The organism is Paenibacillus oryzisoli, from assembly GCF_050467285.1.
GTDB classification, from domain to species: domain Bacteria; phylum Bacillota; class Bacilli; order Paenibacillales; family NBRC-103111; genus Paenibacillus_E; species Paenibacillus_E oryzisoli_A.
Map to the genome: position 1 here is coordinate 133,361 of NZ_JBCMUN010000005.1, position 13,221 is coordinate 146,581.

The 13,221-nt window shown below is 52.6% G+C and carries 11 protein-coding genes; 1 reads left to right on the plus strand and 10 read right to left on the minus strand.

Going from position 1 to position 13,221, the window contains the following annotated elements; all coding sequences use genetic code 11:
• Positions 1-106: 106 nt before the first annotated feature.
• The 4 genes from ABE504_RS06350 to ABE504_RS06365 form a co-directional block, all read right to left on the minus strand.
• Entirely contained in the window at positions 107-1,357 is a 1,251-nt protein-coding gene (locus tag ABE504_RS06350) for a glycosyltransferase family 2 protein (RefSeq protein WP_430086038.1), read from the minus strand.
• Entirely contained in the window at positions 1,357-2,922 is a 1,566-nt protein-coding gene (locus tag ABE504_RS06355; protein ID WP_430086040.1) for a hypothetical protein, read from the minus strand. Before ABE504_RS06355 ends, ABE504_RS06350 begins: the two co-directional genes overlap by 1 nt.
• Before the next feature lie 20 nt (positions 2,923-2,942).
• Positions 2,943-4,427 (minus strand): hypothetical protein, encoded by a 1,485-nt coding sequence (locus tag ABE504_RS06360; protein WP_430086042.1) that lies wholly within the window; start codon positions 4,425-4,427, stop codon positions 2,943-2,945.
• 181 nt (positions 4,428-4,608) lie between these two features.
• Positions 4,609-5,733, minus strand: coding sequence for a hypothetical protein (locus ABE504_RS06365; RefSeq protein ID WP_430086045.1), 1,125 nt, complete (start codon positions 5,731-5,733; stop codon positions 4,609-4,611).
• A 132-nt stretch (positions 5,734-5,865) separates the two neighbouring features.
• Between ABE504_RS06365 and ABE504_RS06370 the strand changes: the two genes are divergently transcribed.
• Positions 5,866-6,837: a serine hydrolase domain-containing protein gene (locus ABE504_RS06370; RefSeq protein ID WP_430086047.1), complete on the plus strand. Its 972-nt coding sequence runs from the start codon at positions 5,866-5,868 to the stop codon at positions 6,835-6,837.
• A gap of 42 nt (positions 6,838-6,879) precedes the next feature.
• On the opposite strand, the gene ABE504_RS06375 is transcribed toward ABE504_RS06370, so the two are convergent.
• The 6 genes from ABE504_RS06375 to ABE504_RS06400 form a co-directional block, all read right to left on the minus strand.
• The gene (locus tag ABE504_RS06375) at positions 6,880-7,653 is read right to left on the minus strand and encodes a CPBP family intramembrane glutamic endopeptidase (RefSeq protein WP_430086050.1); all 774 of its coding nucleotides are present in this window, start codon (positions 7,651-7,653) and stop codon (positions 6,880-6,882) included.
• Between the two features lie 161 nt (positions 7,654-7,814).
• On the minus strand, positions 7,815-9,158 hold the full coding sequence (locus ABE504_RS06380; RefSeq protein WP_430086052.1) for an ATP-binding cassette domain-containing protein: 1,344 nt from the start codon (positions 9,156-9,158) through the stop codon (positions 7,815-7,817).
• A complete protein-coding gene (locus tag ABE504_RS06385) occupies positions 9,118-9,948 on the minus strand; it encodes an ABC transporter transmembrane domain-containing protein (protein ID WP_430086055.1) in 831 nt (276 codons plus the stop codon). The genes ABE504_RS06380 and ABE504_RS06385 overlap by 41 nt, the downstream gene beginning before the upstream one ends.
• Positions 9,949-10,080: 132 nt before the next feature.
• Entirely contained in the window at positions 10,081-10,788 is a 708-nt protein-coding gene (locus tag ABE504_RS06390; protein WP_430086057.1) for a DUF7002 family protein, read from the minus strand.
• Positions 10,785-11,597, minus strand: coding sequence for an adenosylmethionine decarboxylase (gene speD, locus ABE504_RS06395; protein WP_430086059.1), 813 nt, complete (start codon positions 11,595-11,597; stop codon positions 10,785-10,787). Before speD ends, ABE504_RS06390 begins: the two co-directional genes overlap by 4 nt.
• Positions 11,598-11,710: 113 nt before the next feature.
• On the minus strand, positions 11,711-12,931 hold the full coding sequence (locus tag ABE504_RS06400) for an MFS transporter (RefSeq protein WP_430086060.1): 1,221 nt from the start codon (positions 12,929-12,931) through the stop codon (positions 11,711-11,713).
• Positions 12,932-13,221 lie beyond the last annotated feature (290 nt).

Sequence of the window (13,221 nt, forward strand, 5' to 3'; positions counted from 1 at the left end):
CAGCCCATGCTGAAGGTATCCATAATTGAGTCAATAGCAACAAACAAAGGGTCGTTCTCAGTAAGCTTCGATGCAACATTGTGTTCAACTCCGATCGATCATGCCCTTAGAAACGCTCGGTTTTATACCATTTTGCTTCTCGTTTGAAAATGACGTCTTTGATGTAGGCATACATGCCGTAAGCAGCCACGACCATCCACATCTGACAATACGACACATACATCAGCACAATGATCCATAGGTTGGAAAGCCGCATTTCCCCTTTTTCCGTAACTAATGTAATGAAAGTGCCGACAATAAACAGTGTGATGGCGAGAACCCAAAGAAATGAACTGAAGCTGGCAAGGGTCGTCGTCACATAGCCTAAAGCATGAAGAATAAGCAGGCTGTCCGACATCACCAGAGACGTTAAGAGCAGAAAATAAATAGATAAAAAATAGCAAATATCAAAACGAATACGCTTGGCGGCGGGATGGAACAACAGCGGAATGTTTTTGACAATGACGTAAATGTTCCCCTTGGCCCACCTTGTTCTTTGCTTGAACCACACCTTCACTGTCTGGGGCTCTTGCTCCCATGTGACGGATTTCGGTTGAAATTTAATGCGGTACCCCATCAAATAAATGCGGAAAGAAATCTCGGTATCCTCCGCGATCGCTTTAATATCCCACCCTCCGATATGTTCGATAATGTGGCGGCGCATAATGAAGTTCGTACCCGGGATCGTGCACAGCTTGAAGAGCTTCCAGCGCCCGGCTTGCGCCATCCATTGAAAGGACAGCGTCTCAATATTGATAAAACGCGTCAGCAGACTCGCGTCGCGATTCCGCGTACGGAATTTGCCGATCACCGCGCCAAGACTGGAATCCTGCGTAATCTCCGCGACCAGATAGCGAAGCGCCGTCTTCTCCGGCGTATTGTCTGCGTCATAAATCGCGATCAATTCGCCCTTGCTCAGCCGAAAACCCAGATTCAGCGCATTGGATTTGCCTTTGCCGCCGGTAACGGCGTCGGTGTTCAGGACAATCAGATTGCGCTGGGCATGCCCCAATTGCAGCTTCGCCAACAGCTCACTGCTGTTATCGGAGGAATTATCGTTAATGACGATAATTTCGTACCGGTCATGCGGATAGTCCAGCGCGAGCAGCGCTTCCACCGTCTGAACGATCACTTTGCCTTCATTATGGGCAGGGACCATGATCGAAACGAAAGGAGGTTCCCCAACGATCGGAGGAACCGGTTTATTCTCAATTTGCATGTAATACAGATAGCCTGCCACAATCAGGATAATATTAATCAGCAAGAGCGACCAGATACAAATAACCGCGATGAGCATTAAAATGTCTGCAAGTGTCATCAGGATCTCCAGGGTTGTTCGTATTTTCGTTTATAAAGCCGATGTCCGATAATGATAAAGATGCCGAAGAGGAGCAGCGTCGCCACGATCAGAACAATCAAAATATTATTCTGCACGGAGAAAAGCGTTGTTAAACTTTGCGGGCCTTCCTGTACATACACATGTGCGCTGTCTACGTCTTGAACCTGATCGTTAAGATGAACCCCCGTTCCATTAATGGCAAGATGACCGCTTTGCGAAGAGAAGACGTTAGATGGCGTATGAACCGTATGCACCTCGTTTTTATAGTCTGCAAAAGTCGTCCAAGTGGACGTGATCGCATCCAGTAGTTTGCTTAGCGCAGCGGCATCATCGGTAAACGTGTAGACAAGCGCTGTATTGATCGGTAATGGATCCCTTGCCGCTTGGCTGCTGCCATAGGCTGCAAGCTCCTTCTCACTAATCGTATAAACAGCGGAGGTGAACGTCGAAGACGTATTGGTCTTTTCGCGATACCAAGCCTTCTTATTGGGAAGCACAATGCCGGAGTCAAAGAACGAAAGTGCATCTGCGGTATATTGCTTGTCGTAGCTCCAATACATTTCTGTCGCGATGCCTACAGGCGCAATACCGGACGAACCCAGCTGGTTCAGAAAGCTGCTCATTTCATTCGGAAGCTTGAGCGCGGCCGGCGGGCTCGTCGAATCCACAATCGGCGTCTGAACGACGATACTGCCATTGCGCGCTTGAATATGCTTGAGGGCTTCCATGTAACGCTGCATCGCTGGATAATCCCAGTTGCCGAATGTGGGCTGAACGCCCGCGATAAACGGAATACCCGCATCGTACAAGCGATCTGCCATCTGATTGACAAGTTCAAGATTGGAGAACGGGTAGATCCCTTCCATCATCACATAGGCATGCGAGGCGGTTTTGACGCCAAGCCAATCTCGGAGCACATAAGCAGCCGACCATTCCGTCAAATTGCCTTTGGTCATATACGGGATATAAGCGAACATCCCGTTCCGAACCCCGTAGGGCGCCTTCAGATTCAGCTTTTCCGAAGTCAACGATCCGTATGCTTGGCCTTCGTAGGAGGTCAGATAGGAAATGCCGTTAACCGGTATGAGATCCTCCTGAAGCTGGTCGATTCGAATGCTGGCATAATCCTGATCAAGCCGTTTGTCCTGAATATGCAGCGCTTGACGCATCCGATCGGTAAGCCCGCCACCAACCTGCAGCAAGCTTCCCTGGAAGCCATTCCAATCTCTCACCAAGTCCGCCGGCAACTTCTGGATCTCATCCACTTTATTGCGGACGAGCACCGCCTGATCAAAGCCGTTGATATCGCCTTGATGGTAGGCCTCCAAGCTCATGACCGTCACGGAAACGCTGAATCCGGCAAATAGCCTCTGCAGCGCTTCGATGTTGCCCTCCTGCGGCGTGCCAATCGCCAAACTGTCGTACAGCATCAGCACCGACTTCGGTTTCGGAGCCGTTGACGCGGTGTCCGCCAAAGCCTGGAACGGGATGCTAAGCAGACAGGTCAGCACCAATAGCAGTGTCATGATTTTCGATTTCAACATGAATTCCCCCCTTTCGTCCGCTACATAGCCGCCTGTGCTGGTATTGACTCTTTCACTGTCCACAACTGCTTGACAATCAGATCTCTCACCGTCACCAGCGTCACCAGATCGAAAGCCAGTGTGAACAAAAATTCATGCTTGGCCAAGTCCGCATCACCAGCCCCGATGATCGATACGACGATGCCTGACAAGCCAATCAGAATCAAAGCCAGCATAAGCGGCAGTTTAATCGCATGGCGTAAGTGGCGGGAACGTATCGCGGCCACGAAGGAAGGAATGTACAAACCGACGACGAGCATCGTCCAAAGCGCAATGAAACCGAACGTTTTCGGCGCAAGGGCTTCTTTCAGCAAGCTGTATCCTGAGAAAAATGTCGTGTGCGCTCCGAACGGCTTGCCCACCGACTGCTCGTAATTCCCCATCGCATTCGGTCGAATGCTGAAACCGTCCCTGGCCGCGATATTCAGCATTTGCACCGCTTGTCCGGGATGTGTCGCATAGTACGTCAAGATGGAACCGAATCCGTATTTGCTGAAAAACTGTTCCTCAAATTCCTTGGATTCGACATCTACGGATTTGTAAGGTTCAAAATATTCCTGCCCGTTCAATATCGCATACTGCTTGTCAATGCCGAAGCTTTCCAGCGTTTGTTCCGGGTTGGTCGAGCCCATCAACACGCCGCGCGTCATCGCATGAAATTTATTGATATTGACGAATTCCTTCGGAATCAGGACGTAGGTGCTAATCCCCACACCGATGAGAGCTACAAGCAGGAACGCGGTGATTGCTCGGTAAGAGCTCTTTTTCCGAATAAAGATCAGCGAGACGCCGAATAAGGCCATCACGATGCCAACCGGCGCATTCTGCTGTTTGCTGGCTGTCAGGATCATAGCGCTCGCCGCCAATAGCCCCAGCATGACATAAACGTTGTAACGCCCTCGATACAACAATAACCCGCTCGCCACCATGAATACAGTCATGATCAGCATGACGCTTTCCCCGTAAAAGGAATTAAAATACGCCGTATAGCCCGTATCGCCAAATACAAAAATAACGATACCCGCAATGATGTAGCCGCGCAGCCTTGGCTGCTTCCAGGTCAACGCCTCGACCAGTAAATAAATCGCGATCGTGTACAGGATGGTGTAGAGGATCGCCTGGAAGCGAATATCGAACGTCGTCGTCCCCGGATGAAGCAGCTTATACAAAAAAACGGCGATTTGAATAAAAGACGATTGTGTGGAAAATAAGGTTGCGCCGTTTTCATTGTAATATTGAAAAATTCCGTACGTTTTGACGAAATATCCGAGATATTGACTGTCATAGGCAGGATCATTGAAATACAGCCCATTGCTGTACAAAATCCGGAAAAAGTCGCCGTTGTCCGCCATGCCGATATAGGGAGGCGTCAGCAGTGCGATCACTGTAATGATCAGCACGCCCGCGGCGGCAGCTGTCGCCGGTGTCATGGCGCGAAGCAGCTTATTCATAATGCGTTTCGTCACGGCAGTTCACCTCCTTTAGTTAGGTGTGTCTGAATGCTCCGAGGGCCGCAGATTTTGCCGAATTTTCGTTCCATGCAAGGAACTTTTGTGAAGGCGTACCGGGGGTACGTCAAACGAAAGTGACGCAGCAGGGGGCGAAAAGGTGGTGAAAGATGCCCCTGAGCGGGTTTTCAGACACGCCTTAGTAGACAAGGGCGAGAAAAGCCATTAAATTATCGAAAGAATAAGCTTGCCCGCTTATCTCGTCCCCAAAACCGCCGTTCAGTACGCTGCCGGTGTTATGAATTTGGAAGGCATTCATCTTGGAGATGCTAAGCTGGTACAGTTCCTGATCCTGCGTCACGGAGCCGATCATCGCGGCAATCGCATAAACGGCGGTGGAGCGAACATCATTCAACGGTTTGCCGTCCAATGAATAGGCGCCGACGAGCGTTCCTGCTTGTACCTGCGATTTGATAAAATCCAGGCTGGTCCGCTTCGCCTCGCCAATTTCGGCGAGGTTCAGAATCGTCAGCAGCGATTCCACCGTGTTTATCTGCTCGGATTGGTAAGCTTTCGTCTTAAAATCGTATCTCGTCTGATACATGGGAAACGCGTCCGACAAGTAGCCCCCGGCGGCGATGTTCAACATCTCGGATTCGAGCGCGCGCTTCTTGTGCGCAGCAACCGGAAGAAGCTCCATAGAGGCGATATCTATGTAGCAGAGTGTGATAAAAGAATTCGTCATGGCATACGTTTCGTCATAGAAATCCCGCAGGCTTCCGTTCGCAACGTTGTAGTTGAACAGCTTCTCACCGTACTTCGCCAGCTCCGCTCGGTACGCATCGGTTTGGAACGCCTTTCCGGCTTCATCCAGCGCGCGCAACATACGAAAATCGTCCACCGTCGCATTCATCGTGTACTTCTTGTCCAGCTTCGGGCTGTATCGGTAGCTGAGCCCTGAGCGGATGTCGAAGATGCGCTTGGCCAGTTGAAACTGGCTGTCAAACTGCTCCCGCTGCCCGGTCAGCGCGAAATAGCGCATTAGAAGCCCCGCGGACTCGCTCAGCACTTCATGCCCCGTCGCCGCCGCGTCGGTTTGCGCCGTATCCTGCAAATTCGTATAGGTGCCGTACGGCCCCGTGAGCTTGCCGGTAATAAATTGCTGCAAGGCGCCGCGCTGTTCGCCCAGCTGAAGCTGAGCACCATATCCGCTGATTGGTTTGCGCTCGTATTTTGCTTTCGCAAAAACCGGAAATGCTTCACAAGCTGTCGTACTCATCAATACCGCGAGGGCGAGCCCGACCATCGTTATTTTCAATCTCATCGACAAGAAAACTCCTTATCTGTCATATCAAGACACATTTCGCGAATGATATACTCTAAGCATATCATAATGTAGCCATAGTGTAACACATGGAGTATATACGACAAAAAGGGAATTGAAGGGACGCCGTCTATGCATACAGATTCCATTGCCGCCGCGCTCGCGCCGCTGAATCTCACCAGCTGTTTGATCAGCCGGCGCGACGAATTGATCCTCGAACAGTATCGCACCAACAACTTGGCGGGCCAACTTGCACGCACGAACTCCTGCACGAAAAGCTTTCTCTCCGCGCTGATCTGCATCGCGATGGACGAGGGCTTACTGCCGCAGGCGGATACGCCAATCGCGGCGTTCTACCCGCAGCTGCTTCGTGATCCTGACGAGCGCAAAGCAGCCATCACCCTCCGCCATCTCCTCACGATGACGTCGGGCCTTCGCTGGACGGAGTTCGGCGGGCTGAACTCCTTTCCAGCCATGACCCGGACGCCGAACTGGGTCCAGTATGTGTTAGAGCAGCCGCTGGCGGATGAGCCCGGCGCCAGCATGTCGTACAATTCCGGCAATTCGCAGCTGCTTGCTGCGCTATTGGCTGAGGCAGTCGGCATGCCGGTTGCGGCCTATGCCGAGAAAAAGCTGTTCGGCCCGCTGGGCATCCGGGACTACCGTTGGGAAACCGACCCGCAGGGCGTGCACACCGGCGGGTTCGGCCTTTGGCTCCGGCCGGCCGATATGCTCGCGTTCGGCCGGCTGTTCTTGCAAGGCGGCGCGTGGCACGGCACACCGCTGATCTCGCCGGCGCGAGTGAGCGAAGCGACGCGCGCGGCGATTCCGGCGGCGCCGCAGCCGCCGCGCCGCGGCTTTTACGGGTGGCATTGGTGGACGGACACCTATGCCCCTGAGGAAGGCGGGGGCGCCGCCTTCGATTATTTCAACGCCTACGGCTTTGGCGGGCAGGCGATTTACGTCGTCCCGGCGCTGGACACCGTCGTCGTCCTGACGCACGATGAGCGGAAGAAGAACAAAATTCCACTGCACGTCTTTCGCCGGCATATCGCGCCCGTGCTCGCGCAGATGCTGCTGGAACAGCAAAAAGCAGTCCGCTGAAGGACTGCTTTTTGCTTCTTATTTTGCATCCGGTATAGCAATTTAAACCGTCACGGGAAAGCTCGCTTTTTTTCTACGTGTCAGCATAACAACTAAATATAGCCCATAGAGCAAATAGAACACATTTAAGATAGATACAACGAGCACTTCCTGGTCTTGCAGCGCAGGGTTGGTGACCTGAGCCAGGGCGTCGTACAGAAAATGAAACAGGATCAGCGGCACGATATGACCGGTCAACTCGATGAGCAGCGCGAGAATTAAACCGATCAGGAAAGCATTAACCACCTGCAGCGTAACTGCCAGCCAGTCTTTACCCGCAAGCGCATTGGCAATATGCAGAACACCGAATAAGAGCGATGAGAACCAGATGTAAAATACCGCGCCCCGCGCTTTCAGCCTCTCCCGTATCACCCCGCGGAAAATCGTCTCCTCCGTGTAGCCGACAACGAGCGAAAAGGCAACGACCAAGACCACCTTTCCGATTGTGAGCCCCGTATCAAAGCCCCCCATGACCGGCTGTACCAGTGCAATGACGAGCAGCGGAATGCAATAAAGTGCTGAGCGATGTTCGTTCATCGCAAATCTCTTAAAGCCGTAAGCGGCCATCGTTCGGTCGTTCCTGCGCATCAGCCATGTGACGATAAGCGCCATCACCAGAAAGGCTGCCCCTTGCGCAGCCATAATGCCCGAATCCCCAAGGCCCGCAATCGTCGCCGCTGCCGCTGCAATGGAAACCAATAAGGTCAACGCCAAGCCGAGCCCAATGGAGAAAAGAATCGGCCGGCCGCCGTGACGTTTGTTTATGTTTTCCGACATGTGAAATATCCATCTCCTTACTAGTAATTTACAACAAGTACCAGTATACATGGGAATGGATAAATCAGGAAACTGTTTTTTAGCATATCAGTAAGTATATCCTCGAAGCGGCTCTATGCCATCAGTAAACGCGCCCATCCTCGATAGGACGGCGGAGCCGTTTAGCTTTGCATCCGCTGCGAGAGGGAATGCTCCAGCATCTCTTTCATATCTCCGTATTTCTCAAGCAGCGGCACAATCTGTTTGCGCGTCAATGTCAGCAGCAAGCAATCTGTGAGGGCCACCACATCTGCGGTTCGCGGCACGTTGCGCAGCAGCGCAATTTCACCGAAGTGATCGCCGTCCTCGAGCACGGCAACCTTCTCTTTTTCCCCGCTTTCCTTGCCTTTGTAGATACCAACTTTGCCGCGGGCAATGACGTAGAACTTGTCTCCGTTCTCATCTTGCTTGCAGATATACTGCCCTGAGCTGACTGTTTCAGTAGCAAGCAATCCCTTGATTTCTTCCAGCATCGCTAGATCCATCAGCTGAAAAAACGGCAGCTGCTGCAAACGCTCCGCCTCCATCTCGATTCCACCATGACGATTGACATTGAATCCCTGCTGCTTGCGCCATACCTCGTAGTACTTGCCTTGCTTCGCCATCAGCTCCTCATGCGTACCTGACTCCACAATCCGCCCCTGGTGCATAAAATAGATCAGATCCGCCTGCGCAATCGTCTTCATCCGGTTGGAGACGGCCACGACCGTCCGGCCCTGACTTTCCCTCGCAATCGTTTCGTTAAGCGCGAGCTCCGATTCCGGATCCAGCGACGCGGCGACCTCGTCGAGAAACAGCAGGCTTGTCGCGCGCAGCAGCGCCCGGGCAATGGAAATTTTGTGCCGCTGGCTGACCGATAGATTAGCGCCTTCATTTTCGATGAGCGTGTCGTACCCTTCCGGCATTTGCAGGATCGATTCGTGAACATCTACCGCCCGCGCCGCTTCATACAGCTCTTCATCCGTCAAATTCGGACTGCCCAACCGCAGATTCTCACGAATCGACGTATGAAACAGAAACGGCTCCTGGAAAATAACGCCGAACTGCTGCATAATCGCAGTCATTTGCACGTCCCGCATATCCTTGCCGTCGAGCTCAATCGAACCGCTGTGCGGGTCATAGAACCGCATGAGCAGCTGCAGCAGCGTGCTTTTACCCGAACCGCTCGGTCCCACGAACGCAACATATTTGCCGACGGGAATCGATACATTCAATTCATGCAGTACCGGCTTAGCCTCCGTGTATCCGAAGGAAACGTCCGCGAACCGGATTTCGTGCTCAATTGCCGACTTTAATACCGCATCGCGAGGCTCTTCCAGATCCGGCTTAATGTCCAAAATCTCATTGATCCGCCGCATGCACACCTCCCCTTCAATCAGACTGGGGACGATTTCCATAAACGTAATCACCGCAATACCCAGCGTGTCAAAAACCGAATAAAACGCAATCAGCTCTCCGACCGTCATATGACCTTGAAATGTCAGATAACCGCCGACGCCAAGAATAACGGCATTGAGTTACGGAGAGCATCATGATCGGAAGCCGCTCCATATTGGAGTCGATAAACCGTTTGCGAACGCCGAGATGGAACCATTTTTGCATTTGCTTCATAAATCTTTTTTGCATCGCCTGCTGCAATTGGAAGCCGCGAATGACTTTATAGGCCTTCATCTCTTCATCCATATGGTTCGAAAACGATTCCACGACTTCCAGATATTGCTCGTTGAACCGCTGCGCGCGTTTGCTCAGCAGCTTTTGCGGGAGGAACATCAGGGCGATCCCAACAATGGCGATCAGCGAGAGCTTCCATTCGAGGGTAAACAGGAGGACAGAACCGATGAGGATGCTAAACATGGAAAGCAAACCGACCGAGAGAAGTTGAATCAAAGCATGCTCCACAGTCGGAATATCGGTTGAAAAGCGGGCAACAATGTCCCCGATCCGGTATCGGGTGTAGAAATTTGCAGAGAGCGTCTGCGTCTGCCGGTATACATCGCTGCGCAAACCGAGCAGAATCGTCTCCGTCATTTTGGACATGGCGTAATCGCCCCAGACGCCGATCACCAGGCTGAGGATGCCGCCAACCAAGAGGGCGAGCAGCAGCGCGTAAAAAACCGTGAAATTCCGCGGCGTAATCGCATCGTCGATTAAATATTGAATACTCAGCGACGTAAAATATTCAAATCCCAATTCAAAGAGAAGCGCAACAAAGAAAATCGCAAACAGCTTTTTAATCGACGGTAAAAATCGCAGCATAGAGCGGCACAAATAAATCACAGTCTCTTCAGCATCCCTTCAACACGCGAATAGGGAACAAGTGAGACCTGCTCCCATCAGACTATTCGTATTCGACAATTTTCGCCAAAAACCTTCTGTGCCTTGCGCGAGTTATTGAGATGCTGCCGACCATGCCTTTAAGGACGCCCGCTTCGCCTGCCAATCTTCCGGCAAAGGGATATCCCCCTCATCGACATATACCGTCCGGACCCATGAAGCCATGCCTGCGACCTGCCCCTCGACGAGCACTTCTTTAATTTGCGAAGGAGCGGCGGGCACGAGGTTCGATGACGCCTTGCCAAATTGCCCGATTGGCAGCAGCATCTCCGGCGTTTTCCGATAGGAGCAGCTATTTGGATATCGCGGCGAACTGCCGGAGTCGTATTTGGACAATTTCACCCGGTCAAAATGGGCCAGGATCAGCGCAGCCGCATCGCACGCAAGCACGGCAAAGCGCTCGCTCGGCTCCCTGCGGCTGTAGGTGTCCAGCATTTTGAGGCAGTCCCGCTTCGTCGGCCAAAAAAAGACATGCCGGTCAAGGCATGCCCTAAACTGCTCCGGCGTGACGCCTGGCGCAAACATCGCCGGCACAATCCGCAGATGTGCGTTGATCGTCACCCGCTCTTCAGCCAGACTGATTGTTCTCGGCGCCTCCCGCCGCTCCCCGTTCAGCCACGGAGCCGCTTCATGGCTCGCATAAAGCGTATCGAGCCGCGCAATGGCCGGCAAATTGCTGAGTCGAGTGAAATGATATAGCGTCTTTCGACCTGCCGCTTTGGTAATGGTGGCAACGACGGTTTCTTTCGACGCTTGGCTCACGCGAAAACCATATTTTTGCCATAGAAAATTTCATCCATTTCCCACTTTACGCTTTTCTCAATTTCAAGCTGCTCTTCCGGACTCAACTTATCCTTCGTATAGCCGAACAAATAGTTGTTCAAATCGAACTGTCTCAGCTTGCATTTGGTGTGAAAAATATTTTCCTGATACACATTCACGTCGATCATCTGATACATATCCTTGATCTCGTCGGGGATGTAATTCTGGATGGAGCTGATTTCATGGTCGATAAAAAGCTTATACCCGCTGATGTCGCGCGTAAAGCCGCGGACGCGGTAATCCATCGTCATGATGTCCGAATCGAACGAGCGAATCAAATAGTGCAGCGCCTTGAGCGGAGAAATCTCGCCGCAGGTCGAGACGTCGATGTCCGCCCGGAACGTGCTGATGCCCTCATCCGGATGATACTCCGGGTACGTGTGCACGGTGATATGGCTCGTGTTCAGATGCATCACCACTGCTTCCGGGAGGGGACCGGGCGACTCCTCGAACGATTCGTTCGGCGCTTTGTCGATCGGCCCCTCCGACACCAGCATCGTCACGCTTGCTCCTTGCGGGTCGTAATCCTGCTTCGCGATATTGAGCACATACGCCCCGATGATGTCGGCAACCGTTCTCAGAATCGCCGTCAGTCGGTCCGCGTTGTACTGTTGGTCGATATAGGCGATGTACGCTTCCCGCTCTTCCTTGGACTTTGTGAAACAGATATCGTACATATTGAAGCTGAGCGATTTGGTCAAATTGTTGAAGCCATGCAGCGTCACTCGCTGCTCCGACGTTAATTTCAAGGAAGTTCCCCCTACCTGTCGCGTAACGAACACGAATAATAAAAAGCCATGGCTTTAGGATGGGAAGAGACTCTCCCTTTTATTCCAAGTCTTAGCGGCGCGCATGCCCAGCGTCAAGACGCCGCCGGAGGATCGCCTTGCTCCTGCACCCGCTTCCCGCTTCCGGTAAGCAGCGGCAGCAGCAGCATCGCACCGACCGCGAGTAAACCTCCGCTAACGGCATACACCGTAAAGAGCGATGACGCCTCCTTCACATAGCTGCCGAGCAGCATCCCGATGACCATCATCCCCATAAAAATCGGCGTAATCGCACCCCCGACCCGCCCGATAAATGCGGCCTCTGTGTTTCGCATGATCATACTTTGAATGCCGACTTGAATGCACGGATAGAACAACCCGCTGATCACTTGCATCGCGAGGCTCAGTACGAGGCTGGTCGAAGCGCCGACAATCACCGTACAGACCGCGCTCACCAGCAATCCGATCATCAGCAGCACCTGCGGCTTGACCTTCTTCGCGATGCCCATAATCGCCATGCCGCCAACAAGCATCGCCGCACCGTTGATCATGAGCGTCCACTGGATGAACGATTTCTCCATGCCCAATTTCTCCATCACGATAAAAATGAGCAGAGGCTGGATCAGACCCGCCGCCAGCCCTGCCGTCGCAAACGCCGCGCTCAGTACGCGCAGCGCGCGCGTCGCCGCGATGTAGCGGACGCCGGCTTTCATCTCGGCAAGCAGACTCCCTCGTGCTGCCGTTTGGAATTCTTGCACGTCCCGCGGCAGCGTCGCCAGTGTGAGCGCCGACAAGAGGAAGAACACGAACGTCAACGCCAAGGAAAGTTGAATCCCAGCCTGGATAAAAATAAACGTGCCGACCAGCGGCCCGACGACCATGAACACCGCCGCCAGCGACTGCGACAATGCCATAACGCTTTGGAAGTGTTGGGCGGGCACGTGCTTTTTATACAGCTTGAGTGCGGACGGCTGCGAGAACTGCGACAAGCTCGCGGAGAGAAAAGTGCCGACCAGCAGCGCATACCAGCTGCCGAGCGCCAGGGCAGTCCATACGGCCAGCACCGAAGCAGCGGAAATGGCGTCGCTCCACACCATCGTCCGCTTCGGCCGCCAGCGGTCGGCCAGCGTCCCGCCGATCAGCGCAAAAATGAAAATAGGCGCATACTCGAGCACCGAGATCAGAGAGACATAAAACGAATCGTTATGCGTTAAATCGGTGACATACAGCAGCACCGCCAAATTGCGAATCCAGATGCCCAACTGCAAAAAGACTCGCGACACGAAAATCGTGCGAACGTACGGATTGGTAAACATAAGAGCTCCTTTTTGTGATTTAGTATTTTACTAATTTACTAAATTAGTAACTGGAAGTTATTCTAAAGGAAACCCGTTGCGTGTGTCAACACAAAAAAACGTTGGCCGGATGGCGCAACGTTTTTAGGGGGGCGAGGGTTGGGTTCGGGGTTCGGCCTTACTCTCAACCCATGCATGTGCACCTTTCGCCTGCCAACTGCAAAAACTACAGCAATTTGGCATAAAATCAGCAGAATCCTGTGAAATCCTGCATTTCCTACAGTAAAAATCCTGCTTAACTCACTTGAAAA